Below are 22,588 nucleotides of genomic sequence, written 5' to 3'. Positions count from 1 at the left end.
CATGGGCGCAAGCATTCTCACCGCGAAGAACCTTAGCAAAGTGGTTCCCAGCGCGGAAGGTGAACTGACCATCCTGCACGAACTTAGCCTGGAACTGAACAAGGGCGATAGCCTGGCCATCGTCGGCGCGTCCGGTTCCGGCAAATCCACCCTGCTGGGTCTGCTTGCCGGCCTCGACCTGCCGAGCAGCGGCGAAGTGACTCTCGCCGGGCAAGGCCTGAGCAATCTCGACGAAGACCAGCGCGCGCGCATTCGTGCCGAGCATGTGGGTTTCGTCTTTCAGTCGTTCCAGTTGCTCGACAGCCTCAACGCGCTGGAAAACGTCATGCTGCCGCTGGAGCTCGACGGCCGCAAAGACGCCAGAAGCCGCGCCACCGAACTGCTGCAACGGGTCGGCCTCGGCCAGCGCCTGACTCACTCGCCGCGCCAACTCTCCGGGGGTGAGCAGCAACGCGTTGCAATTGCCCGGGCCTTCGCCGCCGAGCCGGACGTGCTGTTCGCCGACGAACCCACCGGCAACCTCGACAGTCACACCGGCGAGCGCATCAGTGACTTGCTGTTCGAATTGAACAAGGAACGCGGCACCACCCTGGTGCTGGTGACCCACGACGAACGCCTGGCCCATCGGTGCCGGCGCCTGATCCGTCTTGAAGCCGGCCTGTTGGTCGCCCCTCTGGAGCCTTGATGGCACGTCTGCCGCTGTTGCGTCTGTTCAGTCTCGCCCTGCGCCAACTGATGCGCGATGCCCGCGCCGGTGAACTGCGGGTGCTGTTTTTCGCCTTGGTCGTGGCGGTGGCGGCGAGTACCGCGATCGGTTATTTCGGCGCCCGCCTCAACGGCGCAATGATGCTGCGCGCCACCGAGTTTCTCGGCGCCGACCTGTCGCTCGAAGGCAGCTCGCCAGCCCGACCGGAGCAGATCCGGAGCGGCACCGAGCTGCGGCTGGACCATGCGCAGGTGGTGGAGTTTTCCAGCGTCATCGCTACGGACAACGGCATTCAGCTCTCCAGCATCAAAGCTGTCGACCGCGCCTATCCGCTGCGCGGCGAGCTGAAAAGCGCCCCCGCCCCTTACGCGACGGAAGAAGCCGGAGGCGAGCCGCAGCCCGGTGAAGCCTGGGTCGAAGCACGCCTGCTGACGGCGCTGGACCTGAAAATCGGCGACAGTATCGACGTCGGCATGAAGACATTGAAACTGACGCGAGTGCTGACCTACGAGCCCGATCGCGCGGGCAACTTCTACAGCCTCACACCACGCGTAATGATCAACCTAGACGATCTCGCCGCGACCGGCGTGGTGCAACCCGGCAGCCGGGTGAGCTATCGCGAACTCTGGCGCGGTGAGCCGCAAGCGCTGGAAACCTATCGTCAACTGATCAAACCGGGCCTCGCCGCCAACCAGCGGATTCAGGATGCCCGCGACGGCAACCGACAGATCGGCGGCGCACTGGGCAAGGCCGAACGTTATCTGAACATGGCCAGTCTGGTCGCCGTGCTTCTGGCGGGGGTGGCGGTGGCGTTGTCGGCCAACCGCTTTGCCAGTCGACGTTTCGATGCCAGCGCCCTGCTGCGTTGCCTGGGCTTGTCGCGCCGGGAAACCCTGGTGCTGTTCAGTCTGCAACTGACAGTGCTCGGCCTGCTCGCCAGCCTCAGCGGCGCCCTGCTCGGCTGGCTCGCACAATTGGGATTGTTCGCGCTGTTGCATGATCTGCTGCCGACCGACGTACCGCCGGGTGGCTTGCTGCCGGCGCTCGCCGGAATCGGCACCGGACTGGTCGCCCTGGCAGGTTTCGCCCTGCCACCGCTCGCCGCACTGGGCCGCGTGCCGCCATTGCGGGTATTACGCCGGGACATCCTGCCGATTCCGTCGAGTACCTGGATGGTCTATGGCGCGGCACTCGGCGCGCTTGGGCTGATCATGTGGCGCCTGAGTCTGGACCTGCTGCTGACATTCGCCCTGCTTGGCGGTGGCGTGGTGGCCGCGCTGGCGCTCGGCGGCTTGCTGCTGTTGCTGCTGCAGAGCCTGCGTCGCCTGCTCGCACGCGCGTCCCTGCCGTGGCGGCTTGGTCTGGGTCAGTTGTTGCGCCATCCGTTGGCGGCGGCTGGCCAGTCATTGGCCTTCGGGCTGATTCTGTTGTCCATGGCTTTGATTGCACTGCTGCGCGGCGAACTGCTCGACACTTGGCAAAACCAGTTGCCGAAAAACGCACCCAACTACTTCGCTCTGAACATCCTGCCGGCGGACAAACAGGCCTTCACCGATCACCTGATCAATGTCTCGGCCCAGGCCGCGCCGTTGTATCCGGTGGTGCCGGGACGGCTGATCAGCATCAATGGCGAGGCGGTGCAGCAGATCGTCAGCAAGGATTCGGCCGGAGACCGTGCCATCCAGCGCGACCTGAGCCTGACCTGGGCGGCCGACCTGCCGGCGGGCAATAAAATCACCGCCGGCTCGTGGTGGACCGGTCAACCTTCGGATGACGTTCCGGGCGTTTCGGTCGAAGGCAAAGTGGCCGAAAGCCTGAAACTCAAACTGGGCGATCACATGGTGTTCAGCGTCGGCGGGGTCAATCGCGAGGCGAAGGTCACCAGTCTGCGGGAGATCAACTGGGACAACTTCCAGCCGAACTTCTTCATGATCTTCCAGCCCGGCACCTTGAAGGATCTGCCGGCGACTTACCTGACCAGCTTCTATCTGGCGCCCGGCCACGATCAGCAGATTGTCGAGTTGTCGCGAGCGTTTCCGGCGGTGACCATCCTGCAGGTCGAAGCCTTGCTCGAACAGCTGCGCAGCATCCTCGCCCAAGTCACCCTGGCGGTGGAGTATGTGCTGTTGTTTGTGTTGGCGGCGGGGATGGCGGTGTTGTTTTCAGGTTTACAGGCAACGCTGGATGAACGCATTCGCCAGGGGGCGCTTTTGCGTGCGCTGGGTGCCGAGCGGCAATTGTTGATCAAGGCGCGACGGATCGAGTTCGGCTTGCTCGGCGCGGTCAGCGGATTGCTCGCGGCCATCGGTTCGGAAGTGGTGAGCCTGGTGCTGTATCGCTTCGCCTTCGATCTGCCTTGGCATCCCCATCCGTGGTTGCTGCTGTTGCCGTTGATCGGCGCGGCGCTGATTGGTGGCGCCGGGGTGTTCGGCACACGGCGTGCGCTCAACGCCAGCCCGCTGACAGTGTTGCGTGAGGGTTGATAGACTCCAGCCGTCTCCCTCAAAAGAACTTGCCATGAGCCGTTATCGCCCTCCCCGCACCGCTGGCACCGCGCTGATCACCCCTGAGGGTGAAGCGCGGATGCGCGCCGAATTCCATGAGCTGTGGCATGTGCGCCGTCCGCAAGTGACGCAATCGGTCAGCGAGGCAGCGGCTCAGGGTGATCGTTCGGAAAATGCCGAGTACACCTACGGCAAGAAAATGCTGCGCGAGATCGACAGTCGCGTGCGTTTTCTCACCAAACGCCTCGAAGCGCTCAAAGTGGTCAGCGAAAAACCGAGTGATCCGAACAAGGTCTATTTCGGCGCTTGGGTGACCATCGAAGACGAGGACGGCAAACAGTCGCGCTATCGGATCGTCGGCCCGGACGAACTGGACCTGAAACTCGGCCTGATCAGCATCGACTCACCACTGGCCCGCGCCCTGATCGGCAAGGCGCTGGATGCTGAAGTGCGGGTACAGACGCCGACCGGCGAACAGTTCGTCTACATCGTGGCGATCGAATATCCCTGACGCTCAGCGCCGGGTAATCAGGCCCTGGCGTGCGACGCGGGTCAGTTGGCGAATCATTTCCGGCGCTTCTTCAAGACTCGGAGCCTGAATGACGGCCAGATCGAAACTGTCATCGGCAAAACGCGCCAGCGACTCACCGTCTTCGACAAACTGGATCAAAAATGCGGCAGGACCGCCGCTGCGACGTGGCCAGCCATCGAGATAACGCAACAGCGTCGGCTGATGTTTGCCGCCAAGCAGGATTTTCGGATTGCGCTGGGTGACATGTGCCGTGATCGGCGCGGGACGTGCTGGAGGGCGAAGTGCATTCATCGTGTCGTGTCTCTGCCTCAAAAGTCTGCATGGCAGGTGAGAGGCAACACCGAACCAGCGCTTTAGCGGTATTTCGAAGCCCTGTTCCGGCTTCTGACGGCAACTTGAGAATAGTCACCTGGCGCCCCGCAAGTAGCTGTTTAAATCGGCGCATGAGCGGCATCCTAGAGAACGTGACCGGCCAGTGTCAAGAATCAGCCGCAACAAAAAAGGCCCGCACAATGCGGGCCTTTTGCTTGAGCCAGAGCCTTCAACCGGCGATGGCGCGATCCACCGAGAGCTTGCCGGCACCTTCGATCAGCACCGCGAGGCTGCCACCGAGCAGAGCCAGGGCGAACTCGTAACCATTGTTGGCCATGAACAGACCGTTGCTGATATGCACAGTGAAGATGGCCACCAGCGACAGGAAGGTCAGACCCAGTGCCGCCGGGCGCACCAGCAGGCCGATGATCAGCGCCAGACCGGCGAAGAACTCGGTGCCGCCGGCCAGGGTGGCCATCAGATAACCCGGGGTCAGACCGATGCTTTCCATGTATTGCGCGGTGCCTGCCAGACCGTAGCCACCGAACAGGCCAAAGAGTTTCTGCGAGCCGTGGGCGGCGAAGATCACGCCGACGGCAATGCGCAGAATGGTCAGACCGTAGCCGGCGCGGGTGAACAGGACCTTGTTGATCAGAGAGCTCATGTTGCGTTTCCTTGTGGTCAGAAGTGCTTGTTGGTTGGCCGCTATATTAATCAGTTAATTTCATGTTAAAAGCGCAAAAAATCCGCCATAACAATCAATTTATTAGATCATTTGCGTGAGACCACTTTTTGCCCTGCGGGCTCCAACGACTCCCGCTCCCGGTCGAACGCCAAGTAATACTTGTTCACGCTATTAACATAGCTGACGGCTCCCATTCCCACCTGCTCCATGGCGATGCGCTCGACCTGGAAGAACCATTGGTTGGGATTCAGGCCGCGACGCCGCGCTTCTGCACGCATGCCTTGCACCCGCTCCGGCCCGATGTTGTAGGCGGCCAGAGTGAACGCCATCCGCTCGCGCTCGTTGAGTTTCGGGCTATTGAAGAACTTGCGGCGGATCATCGCCAGGTACTTGGCCCCGGCCTGCACATTCGCATCGAGATTCTGGATATTGTTGACGCCGACCCGCTGCGCAGCGGACGGCGTGATCTGCATCAACCCGGTTGGCCCGCCGCCGCTGCGCGCGCTGGGTTGCAGCGCAGACTCCTTGAAGGCCAGCGCCGCCAGGTTGAGCCAGTCCATATTTTGCGCTTCGGCGTGTTTCTGCAGCGTCGGGCGCAGTTTTTCCAGTCGCTGACGGTCAGCCTTGGCCAACGGATAGTGCACTTGATAGAGGCGGCGGTAGATCCGCAGGAATGCCGCATCTTCGTTCGACGGTTTTTTGTAGCCGGTCAGGAAGCGGTCGATGCTGGCCCGCAACATCGAGGCATCGCGGCGCACGAACCAGTATTCCTCGCCCGGTTCGCTGATCATCACCTGCCGGTCGAAACGCAGCCTGGGCAGGATCTTGCCCCAACGCTCGGCAATCGGTTGCTCGACGATGGTCAGGTGGAAGATACCGCCCTGGACCATTTCCAGCACATCTTCGACCGCCAGCGTCGGATCGACCCATTCGATCTTGATCGGCGCCAGTTTGTGTAGCGCCAGCTTCTGGTTGAGCTGACTCACCGCCTCCCCTGCCGCACTGCCGGTGGGCAATGCCAGGGTTTTGCCGGCCAGTTGTTCGACCTTGGTGTAGCGCTTCTCGCCCTTGATGCCGACCAACACCAGCGGCACGTTGCTGGCAATCGGCTCGCTGCTGGCGACCGCGTGGCCCGGTTGCAACTCGAGCAGTTCGCCCGGCGCAACAAGATCACCTTCGCCGCGCTGCAACGCGCCGAGCAATTGGTCCTTGGCTTTGGGGATGATCTTGAGGGTGACTTCCTGGCCGTCGCGGGCGTGGCCGTTGAGGTACTGCTCGAAGGCACGCAGACGGTGGTATTCGACGCCGATGGCCTGACCCTGGACTTCGCCAGAGCTATTGCGGCTCTGGTTGACCAGCACCCGCAGGACGCGGCTGCTGCGGATCTCGGTCAGGTCGCGGACCTTGGCGGCCGGCACGGCTTGCAGCGGCCCGGGCAGCCGCGCGACCGCCGTCATCGGCAGCAGCAACGAACCACACAGCAGGAGCAAAACCGACGGACGAACCATCCACTCTCCGGAAAGAATACGGGTGTTTTCACCGCTGAACGGTCGCAAAACACCGACGAAAACAGAGCGCCTGGAGCGCTGATAAAGTGCGAGAGACTGGCACAGTGATAGCAATGCTGTCACACCAGCCTGCCTCGCGGCCTCAACAGACAGCCATAAGCCGTTGTAGTTCTTGGCTTTTCTTATAAATCTACAGCTCTGATATGCTTTCCGGCCTTCGGCCCGAGGTAGCACCATGCAACTCATCGATATCGGCGTCAACCTGACCAACCCCAGTTTCGCCGACAAACACCAGGCCGTGCTCGACCGCGCCTACGCTGCCGGAGTCTGCCAACTGGTGCTGACCGGCACCAGCGTCGAGGGCAGCGAACAGGCGCTGGAACTGTGCCAGCAACTGGATCCGGACGGCCAGCGATTGTTCGCCACCGCCGGCATTCACCCGCATTCGGCCAGCGACTGGAATGCCGACAGCGCACGGCGTCTGCGCAGCCTGCTGCAAGAATCGAACGTGGTGGCGGTGGGCGAATGCGGGCTGGATTTCAACCGTGATTTCTCGCCGCGCCCGCAGCAGGAAAAAGTCCTCGAAGAACATCTGGCGCTGGCGGCCGAACTGCAATTGCCGGTGTTCCTGCACGAACGTGATGCGAGCCAGCGCCTGCTGGAAATCCTCCGAGACTTTCGCGACAGATTGCCCGCCGCCGTGGTGCATTGCTTCACCGGTGAGCAGAAAGCGTTGTTCAGTTACCTCGATCTGGATCTGCACATCGGCATCACCGGCTGGATCTGCGATGAGCGTCGCGGCACTCATTTGCATCCGCTGGTGAAGGAGATCAAACGCGGTCGACTGATGCTGGAAAGCGATGCGCCGTACCTGCTGCCACGCACATTGCGGCCAAAACCGAAGAACGGTCGCAACGAGCCGGCGTATCTGACCGAAGTGCTGCGTGAAGTGGCCTTGCATCGAGGCGAGACCGAGGAAGATCTCGCGGCCCACACCACCGCCTGCGCGCGGGCGTTTTACGGTCTACCTACCCTGCCCTAGCCGGGGCGACTGCATCACTTGTTGATGCACATCAAAATCCGGGCACCTGGGTAGCGGCACAATAATGGCACCTTGCCAAAACTGTTTCCGCTATCAGAGAAGACCTCCATGGGTGCCTGGCTTAGCAATATCTCGCTGAAATACAAATTCTGGGCGGTCAACGCGGTCGCCTTTGTCACCACCCTGTTGCTGGTGCTGTACGCCGTACAGCTCGAACAACAGGCCCGCAGTCACGCCGCGCAAACCTCGGCCCAGGCCCAGGCACAGTTGCTCAAGGCCTGGCCGGCCGGGCAGGCGCTGCCCAAATCCGATCAAGTGCTGACGTTCAAACGCGGCGAAGCACCGCGCCTCAACGATCAGCCGTTGCTGGAGATCACCGACACCAACGGCTGGATCGAGATCAGTCACTTGCCGTTGTTCGGCGAAAACCCGCTGCTCGGCGCCGAGGTATTCAGCCGTGCCGATGGCCAGCAGGTCGCCGTGATCGCCTGCGCGCCCAGCCTCAGTCAGGTGTTCAGCGAGCGCTTCGCCAACTATGCGGTGGCGGTGTTCATCCTGATGCTGGCGATGCTTGGCGCTTCACAGTTGCTGATCCGCTTTCTGCTCAGCCAGCTCAACACCCTCAAGGACGTAATGCTGCACGTGGAGAAAACCGGCGACCTCGCCGCTCGGGTGCCGCTGGCCTGCAAGGATGAAGTCGGGCAGATGGCCAATGCGTTCAACGCGATGCAGGCCGGTTATCAGCGGGTGGTCACCACCGTGGCCAACACCGCGCGGCAACTGGATATCGGCGCCGCGCGACTGGCGTCGAGCATGAACGAAGTGCGCCACGGCATGCTCGGCCAGCAGAGTGAAACCGATCAGGCCGCCACGGCGATCAACGAAATGACCGCCACCGTCTACCACATCGCTCAGCACGCCGGCGCCACGCGCGACCTGTCGCAAACCGCCGACGGCCTGGCCGGCAGCGGTCAGCAAGTGGTGAGCCGAGTGCAGACGTCGATTGCCGGGCTGTCCAGCGGCGTGCAGCAGACCGCCGAGATGATTCAGCGCCTGGCCGAGGACAGCCAGAAGATCAATGGCGTGGTCAGCGTGATTCACAGCATCGCCGAACAGACCAACCTGCTGGCACTCAACGCCGCCATCGAAGCGGCCCGAGCCGGGGAAATGGGCCGCGGGTTCGCGGTGGTCGCCGACGAGGTGCGCAACCTCGCCAAACGCGTGCAGACCTCCACCGATGAAATCACCACCATGGTGTCAGCGTTGCAGGCCGGCACCCGTGACGCGGTGGACTTCATGCAGGAGAGTTCGTACAAGGCCGACGACTGCGTGCAGCAGGCGCAAGAGGCCGGCGAAGCGCTGGCGGAAATCACGGGGGCGGTGGCGCAGATGCGTGAGAGCAACACGCAGATTGCGGTGGCGGCAGAACAGCAAAGTCAGGTTGCCGAAGAGATGAATCGCGCCGTGGTGAGCATTCGCGATGTCACCGAGAACACTGTGCAGCAGACCGTGGATTCGGCGACCACCAGTAACGAGTTGGCGACGCTGGCCGGGGAACTGAACAAGGCGATCGGTCAGCTGAAGCTCTAGGGCGCAACATCAAAAATGGCCATTGTCCCTATTACTTCAATAGCCAACCTTGATTCGCCGCTCTGGCTGCCCGGGCCTATTCTTCAACCATGTACTGAACATGGATCGAGGAGCAGCAACATGGGCAAACGTCACCCCAACCTTCCCGCGTGGCAATGGCGCGCATACCCGAACAACCATCAGCATCCGACCAATCTGGTGCTGCACCTGATTGCCGTGCCGCTGTTCATCGTCGCGTTTCTGTTGATCGTCTCCGGCGTGTTCAGCCTGAGTCTGGCCAGTGTGGCGATCGGCGTGATTGGTATCATCGCGGCGCTGGGTCTGCAGCGCCACGGTCACAGCCTGGAGGCGCAAGCCTCCGAGCCGTTCAGTGATCGCAAGGACGCCGTCTCGCGTCTGCTGGTCGAGCAGTTTCTGACGTTTCCGCGGTTCTTCCTCAGTGGCGGCTGGTACCGCGCCTGGCGTGAGCGTCACCGCCGCCATTGAGTCAGGCGAAGATCGTCACCGTCTGCCGGCTCATGGCAATCAGTTCACCCTGCGCGCTCCACAGCTTGGCGGCGACATGGCCGTAACCGTCGGCCGCATACTCGATGTCCGCCAGGTACTGGCAAAAATCCAGCGTGCTCAAATCCCGTAACGGCTGAACGAATTCGATGGTCCAGGTCAACGTGCTGCCCGGTGCCGGTTTCTTCAGGTACGGCAACAGCGCCGGTGGCCAGGCATCGACCAGCGCCAGCAGGTGCGCCTCGTTGACCGGTTCTTCCTTCACATCCCCGCGCAAGCGCACCCAACCGCCCATCAGCCGCGATTGAATGCCGGTGAACGGCATGCCGCCGACACTCCAGCGCATCGCCAAATGACGCATGAACTCCGGGGTTACGCCTTTGATGTATGGCAGTTCCTGGCAGTCGTCCCAATGTTTCATCTCGGGTGCCGGATAGGCTTCCACCGCCACCTCCGACGGTCGCGAAGCCCCGAAGCTGCCTTGCACCATCGTCACCACCTGACCGTTCTGCACGGCGCGCCCCAGCACCTGACTGACCGCCTTGCCTTCGCGCAGCACTTCGACCTCAAAGCTCACCGGCACTTCGGGCTCGACCGGGCCGACAAAGGTGATCGCCAGCGAACGCACCGGCCGATCAGTCGGTACTCGGGTGCGCATCACTTCAAATTGCAGTGCGGCCACCAACCCGCCAAAACTGGCCCGGCCCTGGCCCCACTCCGCCGGAATCGTGACCTCCGGTTGACGACGGACAGCATCGATCAGATCGCAAAAGCGCATGGAAACCTCGGACACGAAAAAGGGAATGACCGGATCTTAACCAGCGCGGCAGAGCCGCGCAGCGTCCATTCCGGTCAAAGAGACTGACAGATAAGACAGCGGCGCTGCGCGCCAGCGGGTTTCAGGATTTGAAGCAGGCCGCGCTGAGTTTATCCAGTACCCGGTCGGCCTTGATTTCGGCTTTGGCCATGGTCGCCTGCCATGTGGCGACGCAGGGTCGCAGATCCGGCTCCAGTTCGGCGCGCGCCAGCCATTGCCAGCAATCGTGCCAGTCACCGAGGGCGCCTTGTGCGGATTTCAGACGGGTTAATGCGGCTTCCGGCAGACGATCGAGTTCCGGGTAAGCCTCGATGCCGTAACGCACGCGCTTGATCAGCAAACGCAGGCGATGGCGGTCGTGGGCCGGGTCGTGCAGCGCCACGTCGAGGTTTTTCCATTGTTTGCCCAGACGTTTCTCGATGCGCTTGTCCAGGCGCTTGAGCAAACCCTGGCGCTGGGATGCACGCAGAAAGCGCGGGAAGGCGTCGAGGATCATCAGCAGCGACGCCACTTCGGCGCTGGCCGCCAGCGTCGGATACGCCTCGGCCATTTGCGCCATGCGGCGCTGCGCGGCTTCGGGCTGATCATGTTTGATCAGCCAGGCCGCCAGCACTTCGCGGTCGCGCCATGGCGTGGTCAGTTGCCCCACCGCAGCCGCCGCATCTTCCAGTTGCTCGACACCGGGCAAACCGCGCAACGGCCGCAACAGGCTGCGCAAACGGCGCACGGTGGTGCGCAAATCATGCAGCGCCTCAGGGTCGGTCCGCGCAGTCAGACGGGCCTGACAGCCCAGCAGCCGTACTTCCAGGCTCAGGACATGGGCCACCAGCCGATCAACCAACGCAGACATCGCTTGCTCCTGAATTCAATGGCTTTGCACGAGTGTGAACTGGCGCAAGACACCTGCCCTTGCGCCACGTCAGCAGCTTAGCGTCCGGCGCGGGATTCGCGAATGTAGAAACGCGCCTTTTCGGCCTTCTTGGTACAGCCTTCGAAACCCTCGAATTGCTGCTGAGTCTTGGCCGCCGTCAACAGCGACAGCGCCTTGGAATAGCTGACGGTGCCGGCAAACCCTTCGGCCTTCGCCAGGTCCAGTTCATGCCACGCCGCGTCGAGCTGGCTGCCGCAGCTGTCGCGATAAGCGGTCTTGCCGGCGCAACCGGCCAATGCCAGAGCCATCAACGGCACACAGATCCAGGCTTTCATCACTCACACCTCAAAGATAGGTCAACAGTCGTGCAGGTAAGACGGTACGGCAGCGAAAAAGTGCCTTGTACCCCGCAATTGCACCGCACTGCAAAAGATAGCGCCGACGGGTCATGAAGTATCGAAAAAACGACGCCATGGCCGCCTCGAGCGACCCCGGCGATTGAAGCCCGGCCCTCGATGGGTGCATTGTGGAACCTTGCCGGGAGGAAGACGGATGAAAAAACGTGTCGCACTGGTGCTGGGCTCCGGTGGCGCCCGGGGCTATGCCCATATCGGGGTCATTGAAGAGATCGAACGACGGGGCTATGACATCAGTTGTATTGCCGGCTGTTCAATGGGGGCCGTGGTCGGCGGAATCTACGCCGCCGGCAAGCTCGACGAGTACCGCAACTGGATCGAAAGCCTGGATTACCTCGACGTGCTGCGCCTGGTGGATGTCAGCTTCCGTCTCGGCGCGATCCGTGGCGAGAAAGTCTTCGGCCAGATCCGCAAGATCGTTGGCGAGATCAACATCGAAAACCTGCGCATTCCCTACACGGCGGTGGCCGCCGACCTCACCAATCAGCAGGAAATCTGGTTCCAGGAAGGCTGCCTGCATCAGGCCATGCGCGCCTCGGCAGCGATTCCCAGTCTGTTTACCCCGGTGATGCAAGGCAACCGGATGCTGGTGGACGGCGGCATTCTCAACCCGTTGCCGATCGTGCCGGTGGTGTCGAGCCACTGTGACCTGATCATCGCGGTCAATCTCAACTCGACCAACCAGCGCCATTACAAACTGCCGGTGATTCAACGCCCCGCCGCGTTCCGTACGCGCTTCGACAGCCTGATCAGTTCGCTGGGTTCGAAGATGCCGTTCCGCCGCAAACAGGCCGAGCAACTGCTGATCCTGGAACAGGAAGCACTGCGTGCCGAAGCGGCGGACATCAATCCGTGGGTCGAAAGCGCCGAGCCGGAAGCCCAGCAACCGGCCGCCGCCCCGGAGCGCGACGGCGCACCCAAGTCCGCCACCGGTTCGTTTATCGTCGATAACGTCGGGCCGGCGTCATTGCTGGACCTGATCAACCAGAGTTTCGAGGTGATGCAGACCTCGCTGGCGCAGTACAAGATCGCCGGGTATCCGCCGGACATCCTGATCAACGTGCCGAAGCGGGTGTGCCGGTTCTTCGAGTTCTACAAGGCGCCCGAATTGATCGCGCTGGGTCGCGAGATTGCCCGGGATACGCTCGATCGCTACGAGAGCGAACAGAACTAAAGGCTGCTCTCGCTCAACAAGCGATAACCGACACCGGCCTCGGTCACGATGAAACGGGGCCGGGTCGGATCGTCCGCCAGTTTCTGTCGCAGATGACCGACCACGATCCGCAGGTAGTGACTGTCTTCGGTGTGAGTCGGGCCCCAGATGTCCTTGAGCAATTGCTGCTGGGTGATCACCCGCCCCGGATGCCGCGCCAGTTGCGCCAACACTGCATATTCCTTGCGGGTCAGGGCGACTTCGACGCCGTCGAGCAACACGCGGCGATATGCCAGGTCCACGGTCAGCGGGCCGAAATTCAACGCGGCCTGCTGCGCTTCGCCGGCCGGCGCCTGACGCAGCAACGCGCGCACCCGGGCGAGAAATTCCTGAATGCCGAACGGCTTGGTCACGTAGTCATTGGCGCCGCCATCCAGCGCCTGGACTTTCTGCCCTTCGCTGGCACGCACCGAGAGCACCAGCACCGGCGCCGTGGCCCACTCGCGAAACTCGCGCAGCACTTGCTGGCCGTCCATGTCCGGCAGGCCGAGGTCGAGCACCAGCAGATCGGGTTTGTTCAGCGCCGCCTGGGCCAGGCCCTCGGCGCCGGTGCCGGCCTCCAGCACTTTGTAGCCCTGGGAAGCGAGGCTGATACGCAGGAACTTGCGGATCTGCGGTTCGTCATCGATGACCAAAATGGTCGCGGTCTGGCTCATGAATTCACATCAACACAAAAGAGTGGCAAGAGAGTAGCGCAGCGCGGATCAGGCTTCACCGTCCATCCCCGGTTGCGTCTGCAACGGCAAGTGCAGGGTGATGCAGGTGCCGCGTCCGTCGATGCCGTCGCCGACACTGATGCGCCCGCCATGGGCGCCGACCATACCCTGACAGATCGCCAACCCGAGCCCCGTGCCCTGCCCGCCACGATCACCTCGGGCGGCGGTGTAGAACATGTCGAAAATCTTCGCCCGCTCATCGACGGGAATCCCCGGTCCTTCATCGCTGACCGAGAAAAACACTTCGCTGTCATCCGCCCCGGCGCGCAGTTGCAGACGGCCGTGAGACGGCGAGAAGCGTGCGGCGTTTTCCAGCACGTTCACCAGCGCCTGTTCAATCAACGCGGCATGCACGTACAGCAGCGGCAGTTCGGCTGGCACATCGGTGCTCACCTGCAATGATGAGAGCACCGCCCGCAGTCGATTGAGCGCACTGCCGACGATGTCCGCCGGCGACACCCAGTCCCGCGCCAGCTTCAACGCACCATGCCCGAGACGGGTCATGTCCAGCAGGTTCTGAATGTAGCGATCGAGACGTTCGGCTTCGTCGCGTGTGCCTTCGAGCAGCTCGCGGCGATCCTCCAGCGGGATCGCTTCGCCGAGGGCCAGCAGGCTGTCGATGCTGCCGCGCATCGAGGTCAGCGGCGTGCGCAGATCGTGGGACACCGAGGCCAGCAAAGCGCTGCGCAGTTGCTCGGTTTCACCGTGCAGGCGCGCGGCTTCCAGATCATCGGCCAATTGCGCCCGGGCCAATGCCTGGGCCAGCGGCTGACTCAACGCGGTCAGCAAACGACGACGCTGCCCGCTCAAGGTCCGGCCCTCTTTGGCGCACACCCCGAGCAGCGCCAGAGGTCCGTCCTCCACCGACAGCGGCCACCACCACCAGCGACCGAACGGCAACGTGCCGGTGCCCATGCCCGCCGGTTGATCGTGTTGCCAGGCCCAGTCGGCGGCGGCGCGTTCGGATTCGGTGAACTGCAACGGTCCGCCGGTTTCAACTTTCCAGCCACCCTGCCCGTCACGATTGAGCAGGCACAGTTGCAGATCGCTCCAGCCATTGAGGTGCTGGGCGGCGGCACTGACCACGGCCTGACGGTCGGTGGCGGCGGTGAGTTTGCGTGACAGGTCGAGCAGTTCGGTGGTCTCTTCCTGGGTATCGCGCAGCGCCTGCAATTGCCGCCGCTGTCGCGCCGCGAGGTTGCCGGTGAGCGCCGCCATCAGCAGGAAGAACAGCAAGGTCAGCACGTCTTCTTCGCGCTGGATGCTGAAGGAGAAATTCGGTGGGATGAACAGAAAGTCATAGGTCAGAAACGACAGCGCCGCACAGGCCAGCGCCGGGCCGAGGCTACTGCGCACCGCCACCAGCAACACCGCCGCAAGGAACACCAGCGAGATATTCGGCAACGGCAGCACGCTGGACACCGCCCACGCCAGCGCACTGGCCAGCACTGTGGCGACCAGCGCCAGCGCATAGTCGAACCACACCAGCGTCGGCGCTACACGCGGGCGCGGCTGATGCTGTTCCTGGTCACTGTCCAGCACGTTGATTTCCAGGCCATGAGCCTGACGCAGCAAACGCGCCGCCAGCCCACCGCCAAACAGGCGCCTGCGCAGACGCGGCCGGGACTGGCCGACCAGCACCAGACTCGCCCGTCGTTCAGCCGCATGCTGGATCAGGGTTTTCGCCACTTCGCCGGCCCGCAACAGCACCACCTCGCCGCCGAGGCGTTCGGCCAGTTGCTGGGCGCTTTGCAGGCGCAGGCGCGATTGCTCGTCGCGCACGCTGCCGTTATCGACGTGCACCAGACTCCATGGCAGATGTCGCCGCTGGGCGACGCGGCTGGCGTGACGCACCAGCCGTTCAGCCTGCGCATCGCCATCGACCCCGACCAGCAAGCGCCCGCGCACCGCCGGCGCGGCCTGGCCGAGCTGGCGATAGCCCTGAGCCAGATCGTTATCGACTTGCGCGGCAGCGGTCTGCATCGCCAGTTCGCGCAGTGCGGTGAGGTTGGTCTGAGTGAAGAATGCATCGATCGCGGCGCGTGCCTGCTCAGGCACGTAGACCTTGCCTTCGCGCAGGCGCTCGAGCAGTTCGCGGGGCGGCAGGTCGATCAGCAGCAGTTCGTAGGCTTCTTGCAGCACCCAGTCCGGGAGGGTTTCGCGTACCTGGACACCGGTGATGCCGCGCACCTGATCGTTGAGGCTTTCGAGGTGCTGGACGTTGACCGTGGTGTACACGTCGATACCGGCGGCGAGCAGTTCCTGAATGTCCTGCCAGCGTTTGGCGTGGCGGCTGCCGGGGGCGTTGCTGTGGGCAAGCTCATCGACCAGCACCAGTTTCGGCCGGGCCGCGAGCAGGCCATCGAGGTCCATTTCTTCAAGCGTCACGCCACGGTATTCCGAGCGCACCAACGGCAGTTGCGGCAAACCGCCAAGCAGCGCTTCGGTTTCGGCGCGACCATGGGTTTCAACCACTCCGGCGATGACTTTCACGCCCTGGCGCAATTGGCTGTGGGCGGCCTGCAACATCGCGTAGGTCTTGCCCACACCCGGCGCAGCGCCGAGGAAAACCTTGAGCCGGCCGCGTCCATCGCGGGGCAAGTCTGCTAACAGCGCGTCGGCGCGGCCGGAGTCACTCATGCTTGAAGCTCTCTTCCTGAAGTTGATCGTTCCCACGCTCTGCGTGGGAATGCAGCCCAGGACGCTCTGCGTCCCGCACAGGCTGACGCACAGCGTCTTTTAAGGCGTTCCCATGCAGACGGTTCGACGCCTGGACGTGGGAACGAACATCCACTACAGCTTTTCCAGCGCCATGTTCAGCGTCAGCACATTCACCACCGGCGGGCCCACCAGCGGCTGTTCGATGTGCGCGTCGAGCAGTTGCTGCAAGGTCGCCACCGGCAGATTGCGCGCGGCCGCAACACGCGCCAGTTGATAGGCAATCGCCGCCGGTGGCAAGTGCGGATCGAGACCGCTGCCGGAGGTGGTCAATAGCGCCAGCGGCACCGGGCCCTGACCGGGCACCTGCAGCTTGTTGGCGTCATCGATCACCCGAGTGGCCAGCGCCGGATTGCTTGGCGACAGGTTGCTCGCGCTGCTCGACACGGTGGCGAAGGCACCGGCTGATGGACGCGGATGGAACCAGGCATCGCCGACAAAGTCCTGCGCGATCAGCGACGAGCCGCGCACCTTGCCTTCGGCGTCGCGCACCAGGCTGCCGTTGGCCTGCTCGGGGAAGGCGACCTGGGCAACGCCGGTCACCACCAGCGGATAGGCAACGCCGGTGACCAGGGTCATCAGCACCAACAGGCTCAGGGCCGGACGTAACATTGTGGACATTTCAAAATCCTCGAATTCGTGCTTGAAGCGGTGTGCCCGGCACACCGCTGTTCAGGTTCAAACCAGATGCAACGCCGTCAACAGCATGTCGATCGCCTTGATCCCCACAAACGGCACCAGAATCCCGCCCAGGCCGTAGATCAGCAGATTGCGTCGCAGCAACGCCGCCGCACTCGCTGCCTGCACCCGCACGCCGCGCAGGGCCAGCGGAATCAGCACCACGATGATCAACGCGTTGAACACGATGGCCGACAGGATCGCGCTCTGCGGACTGCTCAACTGCATGATGTTCAGCACGCCCAGTTGCGGGTAGATCGCGGCAAACAGCGCCGGCAGGATCGCAAAGTACTTGGCCACGTCGTTGGCGATGGAAAAGGTCGTCAGCGCGCCACGGGTCACCAGCAGTTCCTTGCCGATCTGCACCACGTCCAGCAGCTTGGTCGGGTCGCTGTCGAGGTCGACCATGTTGGCCGCTTCGCGCGCGGCTTGCGTGCCGTCGTTCATCGCCATGCCGACGTCAGCCTGGGCCAGCGCCGGGGCGTCGTTGGCGCCGTCGCCGCACATCGCGACCAGACGACCGTCGTTCTGCTCATGACGGATGCGCGCCAGTTTTTTCTCCGGTGTGGCTTCGGCCAGTACATCATCGACACCTGCTTCAGCGGCAATCGCGGCGGCGGTCAGCGGGTTGTCGCCGGTGACCATCACCGTGCGAATCCCCAGCTTGCGCAGCTCGGCAAAACGCTCGCGGATGCCCGGCTTGACCACGTCTTTGAGGTGGATCGCGCCGAGCAGTTTGCCGTCGGCGCAGACCAGCAACGGCGTGCCGCCGCTCTGGGCGATCTTGTCGATTTCCCGGGACAGCGCCGGGGCCAGGTCCTTGCGTTGTTGGCCGAGGAAGGCCAGCAGCGAATCCACCGCGCCCTTGCGGAACACACGGCCCTGATAGTCGACACCGGACAAGCGGGTTTCTGCGCTGAACGGTACGGCGGTCAGGGTTTCCGGCGAAGGTTCCGGCTGCGGATTTGAGCCGCGAAGGTACTCGACAATGGACTTGCCTTCGGCAGTTTCGTCGGCCAGCGAAGCGAACAGCGCGCCTTCGGCCAGCTCACGGGCATTCACGCCCGGCGCCGCATATACCGCGCTGCAACGACGGTTACCGAAAGTGATGGTGCCGGTCTTGTCCAGCAGCAGCACATGCACATCACCCGCCGCTTCCACCGCGCGACCGGACTTGGCGATCACGTTAAGGCGCACCAGCCGATCCATCCCGGCGATACCGATCGCCGACAGCAGACCGCCGATGGTGGTCGGAATCAGCGTGACCAATAACGCCACCAGGAACACCAGCGGCAAGCTGCCGTTGGCGAAGTGGGCGAACGGTTGCAGGGTCACGACCACCAGCAGAAAGATCAGGGTCAGGCCGATCAGCAGGATATCCAGCGCCACTTCGTTCGGGGTCTTCTGGCGTTTGGCGCCTTCGACCAGCGCGATCATGCGGTCGAGGGTCGATTCACCGGGATTGGCGGTGATCTTCACCAGCAGCCAGTCGGACACCAGCCGGGTGTTGCCGGTGACGGCGGAACGGTCGCCGCCGGACTCGCGAATCACCGGCGCCGATTCACCAGTGATCGCCGCTTCGTTGACCGCCGCAATACCTTCGATGACTTCGCCGTCACCGGGGATCATCTCCCCCGCTTCAACGCGCACCACGTCGCCCTTGCGCAGGCTGGTGGCCGGTACGACCTGGAAGCTGCCGTTGGCCAGTTTGCGGCGGGCGCTGAGGCCTTCGCTTCCGGCCTTGAGGCTGTCGGCGCGGGCCTTGCCACGACCTTCGGCCAGCGCTTCGGCGAAGTTGGCGAACAGCACGGTGAACCACAGCCACAGGGCGATTTGCGCGGCCACGAAAGTCGGCACGCCGTTGTCGGGAATGAAGCACAGCACGGTGGTCAGGATCGCCGTCAGTTCGACCACCAGCATCACCGGCGAGCGCTGCAACTGGCGCGGGTCGAGCTTGACGAACGCTTGCACCAGCGCCGGACGCCACAGGGCGCTGATCGCGGTTTTCGCTTGTTCCGGCGCCTTGGCGACGACGGGTTTGATTGCGGGCATATTCATCATCAGCTCCTTAGAAGCCCATGCTCAGGTGTTCAGCGATTGGGCCCAGTGCGAGGGTCGGCAAGAATGTCAGGCCGCCCACCAGCAAAATGGTCACGGTCAACAGGGTCACAAACAGCGGGCCGTGGGTCGGGAAGCTGTTCTGGCCGATCGGTGCGGTTTTCTTCATCGCCAGGCTGCCGGCCAGAGCCAGTACCGGCAGGATGTAGCCGAAGCGACCGATCAACATGCCCAGTCCCAGCATCAGGTTGTGGAACGCGGTGTTGGCGCCGAAGCCGCCGAACGCCGAACCGTTGTTTGCGCTGGCCGAGGTGTAGGCGTAGAGCAACTGACTGAAACCGTGCGGGCCGGGATTGCTCACCGCCGCCACCGGGCCCGGCAGACTCGCGGCAATCGCGCCCAGCACCAGTACGCCGACCGGCATCACCAGCAGGGTGACGACCAGCAGCTGCACTTCACGAGCCTGGAGTTTCTTGCCGAGGTATTCCGGGGTGCGGCCGATCATCAGGCCGGCGAGGAACACCGCGATCAGCACGTTCAGCAACATGCCGTAGAGCCCCGCGCCGACGCCGCCGAAGATCACTTCACCGACCATCATGTTGACCAGCGCGACCATGCCGCTGAGCGGGTTGAGGCTGTCATGCATGCCATTGACCGAACCGTTCGACGCTGCGGTGGTGGTCACCGACCAGAGCACGGTGGCGGTGGTGCCGAAGCGCGCTTCCTTGCCTTCCAGCGGCGCGGTTTGTTCGACGGCGACGTTGTTCAAGGCAGGGTTCGGCTGATACTCGGCCCACAGCGAAGTGGCGCCGCCGATGATGAACAGCGCGAGCATGCAACCGATGATGGCGCGACTCTGACGCAGATCCTTCACGTAGTGGCCGAAGGTGAATACCAATGCCACCGGGATCAGGATGATCGACGCGACTTCGAACAGGTTGCTCCAGGCAGTCGGGTTCTCGAACGGATGCGCCGAGTTGACGCCGAAGAAACCACCGCCGTTGGTGCCCAGTTGCTTGATCGCAATCTGGCTGGCGGCCGGGCCGAGCGGGATGACTTGGTCAACGCCCTGCATCGTCACTGCATTCACATATTGGGCGAAGGTCTGCGGCACGCCCTGCCACACCAGGTACAGCGCCAGCAGCAGACACAGCGGCAGCAGACCGTAGAGCGTGGCACGGGTCATGTCGACCCAGAAGTTGCCGAGGGTTTTGGTGGACTTGCGCCCGATGCCACGGCACAGCGCAACCAGCACGGCGAGGCCGGTGGCGGCACTGACGAAGTTCTGCACGGTGAGGCCGACCATCTGGCTCAGGTAGCTGAGGGTCGCTTCACCGCTGTAGGACTGCCAGTTGGTGTTGGTCATGAAGCTGACGGCGGTGTTGAACGCCTGGGTCCACTCCTGGCCCGGCAGGTTTTGCGGGTTCAGCGGCAGGTGATCCTGAAACAGCAGAATCGCGAACAGCAGCAGGAAACCGGCGAGGTTGAACGCCAGCAGTGCCAGCGTGTACTTCTGCCAGCTCTGTTCGTCCTGCGGATTGACCCCGGCGATGCGGTAACAGCCGCGCTCGACCGGGCCGAGAATCGGCGTCAGCCAGGTGCGCTGACCTTCCATCACTTTGTAGTAGAACCGCCCGAGGAACGGCGCCGGCAGCAACACCAACGCGAAAAACGCGAGGATCTGCCAATAGTCATAACTGTGCATAACCGCTCCTAGTTCCGATCCGCGCGCAACAGCGCAACCAACAGATAAATGAACAGCCCCACTGCCAGCAGCAGTGACACCCCGTCCAGAACGCTCATGGAAGATCTCCGTGTTACGGCGTATTGCCGCGTGTGGAGGCATTGTCGGAAAGGAGGCTGTAAAGGAACGAGACCGAGGGTGCGCGCGGGGCATAAAGAAAGCGTAAAGACTGGGTTTACGCGGGCGTTACAGCAGAGTTTTGCGTCGTGTGGACGGGCCTCCTCGTCGGATCGCCGCCCGGACCAGGCCCACTCCCACATTTTGAAACGCGCTCGTCCAGACACCACTTACACCTGTGGGAGCGGGCTTGCCCGCGAAGACGGCAACACAGACAACATCGCACCCAACTGGCGCACAACTCTGTGGGCATTGCGCCGCGAACATCCCCGATACGACAGCTTTAAGCGCATTACGACCCGCCAATACAAAATGGCACGTCCACTGCACACGCCTTTCCCCGAGCTTTCCAAACCGTTCAGGGAGCAAACGCATGAACACTCAACTCAAACCCACGCTGGGCACGTTGCATCTGTGGGGCATCGCGGTGGGGCTGGTGATTTCCGGGGAATATTTCGGCTGGAGTTATGGCTGGGGCGTCGCGGGAACTCTCGGCTTTCTGGTGACCTCATTCATGGTCGCCACCATGTACACCTGCTTCATTTTCAGCTTCACCGAACTGACCACGGCGATTCCCCACGCGGGCGGGCCGTTTGCCTACAGTCGCCGGGCTTTCGGTGAAAAAGGCGGCTTGATCGCAGGCCTGGCGACACTGATCGAATTCGTCTTCGCCCCGCCGGCGATCGCCTTGGCGATTGGCGCGTATCTGAACGTGCAGTTTCCGGCCCTCGATCCGAAACACGCGGCGGTCGGCGCATACATCGTGTTCATGACCTTGAACATCCTCGGGGTGAAACTGGCAGCGACCTTCGAACTGGTGGTCTGCGTGCTGGCAGTGGCCGAGTTGCTGGTGTTCATGGGCGTCGTCGCCCCGGCGTTCAGTTTCAGCAACTTCGCGCTGAATGGCTGGGCCGGCTCGGACATCTTCGGCGCTCCGGCGATTGCCGGGATGTTCGCGGCGATTCCGTTTGCGATCTGGTTTTTCCTCGCCATCGAAGGCGCGGCCATGGCCGCCGAAGAAGCCAAGGATCCGAAACGCACGATTCCCAAGGCCTACATCAGCGGCATTCTGACCTTGGTGTTGCTGGCCATGGGCGTGATGTTCTTTGCCGGTGGTGTCGGCGACTGGCGCACCCTGTCGAACATCAATGATCCGCTGCCGCAGGCGATGAAAACCGTGGTCGGCGACAACTCCGGCTGGTTGCACATGCTGGTCTGGATCGGCCTGTTCGGGCTGGTGGCGAGTTTCCACGGGATCATTCTTGGCTACTCGCGGCAATTCTTCGCCCTCGCCCGCGCCGGTTACCTGCCCGCTTCGCTGGCGAAGCTGTCGCGCTTCCAGACCCCGCACCGCGCCATCATTACCGGCGGCGTGATCGGCATCGCGGCGATCTACAGCGACGGGCTGATCAACCTCGGCGGCATGACCCTCACTGCCGCGATGATCACCATGGCGGTGTTCGGTGCGATCGTGATGTACATCATGAGCATGCTCAGCCTGTTCAAACTGCGTAAATCCGAACCAAATCTGGAGCGCACCTTCCGCGCGCCGTGCTATCCGCTGATTCCGTTGATCGCGCTGGCGCTGGCCGTGGTGTGCCTGGTAGCGATGGCCTGGTTCAATGCGCTGATCGGGCTGATCTTTCTCGGCTTCATGGCGGTCGGTTTCGGCTACTTCCTGTTGACCGGCCAATTGCGCGCCAACGCCCCGGCAGACGCCATGCTCACCGGACTGTAAACCGCGACGGGCATAACCGGCCTAGAATGGAACCACTGCGAATGCACTTCGCTCAAAGTGGTATGCAGCGTTGAACGGCGAAACCCTCGCCCGTCGACCTGTCTTTAAGGAGAGCCGTT

The 22,588-nt window shown here is 62.9% G+C and carries 20 protein-coding genes; 8 read left to right on the top strand and 12 right to left on the bottom strand.

From position 1 onward, the window contains the following. The first annotated feature begins 1 nt into the window (after position 1). Genes CAF79_RS20690 through greB form a run of 3 tightly spaced genes read left to right on the top strand, consistent with a single transcriptional unit; the run spans position 2 to position 3,721 of the window. Positions 2-685: an ABC transporter ATP-binding protein gene (locus tag CAF79_RS20690; RefSeq protein WP_007955651.1), complete on the top strand. Its 684-nt coding sequence runs from the start codon at positions 2-4 to the stop codon at positions 683-685. Beyond that, the gene (locus CAF79_RS20685; protein WP_085700008.1) at positions 685-3,189 is read left to right on the top strand and encodes an ABC transporter permease; all 2,505 of its coding nucleotides are present in this window, start codon (positions 685-687) and stop codon (positions 3,187-3,189) included. The genes CAF79_RS20690 and CAF79_RS20685 overlap by 1 nt, the downstream gene beginning before the upstream one ends. Positions 3,190-3,223: 34 nt before the next feature. Further along, entirely contained in the window at positions 3,224-3,721 is a 498-nt protein-coding gene (gene greB / locus CAF79_RS20680; protein ID WP_039770483.1) for a transcription elongation factor GreB, read from the top strand. A 3-nt stretch (positions 3,722-3,724) separates the two neighbouring features. Here greB and CAF79_RS20675 read toward each other — a convergent pair whose 3' ends face one another. The 3 genes from CAF79_RS20675 to CAF79_RS20665 form a co-directional block, all read right to left on the bottom strand. After that, positions 3,725-4,033 carry a hypothetical protein gene (locus CAF79_RS20675; protein ID WP_085700006.1) on the bottom strand — a complete coding sequence of 103 codons (309 nt, stop codon included), beginning with the start codon at positions 4,031-4,033 and terminating at the stop codon, positions 3,725-3,727. Positions 4,034-4,283: 250 nt separating this feature from the next. After that, a complete protein-coding gene (locus CAF79_RS20670; RefSeq protein WP_007950955.1) occupies positions 4,284-4,718 on the bottom strand; it encodes a DoxX family protein in 435 nt (144 codons plus the stop codon). 107 nt (positions 4,719-4,825) lie between these two features. Further along, positions 4,826-6,247 (bottom strand): transglycosylase SLT domain-containing protein, encoded by a 1,422-nt coding sequence (locus CAF79_RS20665; protein ID WP_085700004.1) that lies wholly within the window; start codon positions 6,245-6,247, stop codon positions 4,826-4,828. A 235-nt stretch (positions 6,248-6,482) separates the two neighbouring features. Here CAF79_RS20665 and CAF79_RS20660 point away from each other — a divergent pair, with 235 nt between their 5' ends. From CAF79_RS20660 to CAF79_RS20650, 3 genes are all read left to right on the top strand, one after another. Continuing rightward, positions 6,483-7,289 (top strand): TatD family hydrolase, encoded by an 807-nt coding sequence (locus CAF79_RS20660; RefSeq protein ID WP_085700002.1) that lies wholly within the window; start codon positions 6,483-6,485, stop codon positions 7,287-7,289. A 108-nt stretch (positions 7,290-7,397) separates the two neighbouring features. Further along, entirely contained in the window at positions 7,398-8,879 is a 1,482-nt protein-coding gene (locus CAF79_RS20655) for a methyl-accepting chemotaxis protein (protein ID WP_085700000.1), read from the top strand. A gap of 120 nt (positions 8,880-8,999) precedes the next feature. Then, the gene (locus tag CAF79_RS20650; RefSeq protein WP_039770492.1) at positions 9,000-9,365 is read left to right on the top strand and encodes an Mpo1-like protein; all 366 of its coding nucleotides are present in this window, start codon (positions 9,000-9,002) and stop codon (positions 9,363-9,365) included. A gap of 1 nt (position 9,366) precedes the next feature. On the opposite strand, the gene CAF79_RS20645 is transcribed toward CAF79_RS20650, so the two are convergent. The 3 genes from CAF79_RS20645 to CAF79_RS20635 form a co-directional block, all read right to left on the bottom strand. Then, positions 9,367-10,161 carry an acyl-CoA thioesterase II gene (locus tag CAF79_RS20645; RefSeq protein WP_085699998.1) on the bottom strand — a complete coding sequence of 265 codons (795 nt, stop codon included), beginning with the start codon at positions 10,159-10,161 and terminating at the stop codon, positions 9,367-9,369. 121 nt (positions 10,162-10,282) lie between these two features. Further along, positions 10,283-11,050, bottom strand: coding sequence for a CHAD domain-containing protein (locus CAF79_RS20640; RefSeq protein ID WP_085699996.1), 768 nt, complete (start codon positions 11,048-11,050; stop codon positions 10,283-10,285). Positions 11,051-11,127: 77 nt separating this feature from the next. Beyond that, positions 11,128-11,406, bottom strand: a complete 279-nt coding sequence (locus CAF79_RS20635) for a hypothetical protein (RefSeq protein WP_007950948.1) — start codon at positions 11,404-11,406, stop codon at positions 11,128-11,130. Positions 11,407-11,623: 217 nt separating this feature from the next. Here CAF79_RS20635 and CAF79_RS20630 point away from each other — a divergent pair, with 217 nt between their 5' ends. Beyond that, a complete protein-coding gene (locus CAF79_RS20630; protein ID WP_085699994.1) occupies positions 11,624-12,661 on the top strand; it encodes a patatin-like phospholipase family protein in 1,038 nt (345 codons plus the stop codon). Here the strand turns inward: CAF79_RS20630 and CAF79_RS20625 are convergent. The 6 genes from CAF79_RS20625 to kdpF form a co-directional block, all read right to left on the bottom strand. Then, positions 12,658-13,356 (bottom strand): response regulator, encoded by a 699-nt coding sequence (locus CAF79_RS20625; RefSeq protein ID WP_039770498.1) that lies wholly within the window; start codon positions 13,354-13,356, stop codon positions 12,658-12,660. The genes CAF79_RS20630 and CAF79_RS20625 overlap by 4 nt on opposite strands. A gap of 48 nt (positions 13,357-13,404) precedes the next feature. Beyond that, entirely contained in the window at positions 13,405-16,056 is a 2,652-nt protein-coding gene (locus tag CAF79_RS20620) for a sensor histidine kinase KdpD (protein ID WP_085699992.1), read from the bottom strand. Between the two features lie 153 nt (positions 16,057-16,209). Further along, positions 16,210-16,755, bottom strand: coding sequence for a potassium-transporting ATPase subunit KdpC (gene kdpC, locus CAF79_RS20615; RefSeq protein ID WP_085699990.1), 546 nt, complete (start codon positions 16,753-16,755; stop codon positions 16,210-16,212). Positions 16,756-16,812: 57 nt separating this feature from the next. Then, positions 16,813-18,870, bottom strand: coding sequence for a potassium-transporting ATPase subunit KdpB (gene kdpB / locus CAF79_RS20610; RefSeq protein ID WP_085699988.1), 2,058 nt, complete (start codon positions 18,868-18,870; stop codon positions 16,813-16,815). Positions 18,871-18,880: 10 nt separating this feature from the next. Beyond that, on the bottom strand, positions 18,881-20,575 hold the full coding sequence (gene kdpA / locus CAF79_RS20605; protein ID WP_085699986.1) for a potassium-transporting ATPase subunit KdpA: 1,695 nt from the start codon (positions 20,573-20,575) through the stop codon (positions 18,881-18,883). An 8-nt stretch (positions 20,576-20,583) separates the two neighbouring features. Next, positions 20,584-20,673, bottom strand: coding sequence for a K(+)-transporting ATPase subunit F (kdpF, locus tag CAF79_RS20600; protein ID WP_007899818.1), 90 nt, complete (start codon positions 20,671-20,673; stop codon positions 20,584-20,586). A gap of 431 nt (positions 20,674-21,104) precedes the next feature. Here kdpF and eat point away from each other — a divergent pair, with 431 nt between their 5' ends. Then, positions 21,105-22,469, top strand: a complete 1,365-nt coding sequence (gene eat, locus CAF79_RS20595; protein ID WP_085699984.1) for an ethanolamine permease — start codon at positions 21,105-21,107, stop codon at positions 22,467-22,469. The last annotated feature ends 119 nt before the right edge of the window (positions 22,470-22,588 follow it).

It is taken from the genome of Pseudomonas sp. B26(2017) (assembly GCF_002113045.1).
Lineage (GTDB): Bacteria > Pseudomonadota > Gammaproteobacteria > Pseudomonadales > Pseudomonadaceae > Aquipseudomonas.
Note: the sequence above shows the minus strand (reverse complement) of the source record. Positions and strands in the feature narration are given on the sequence as shown.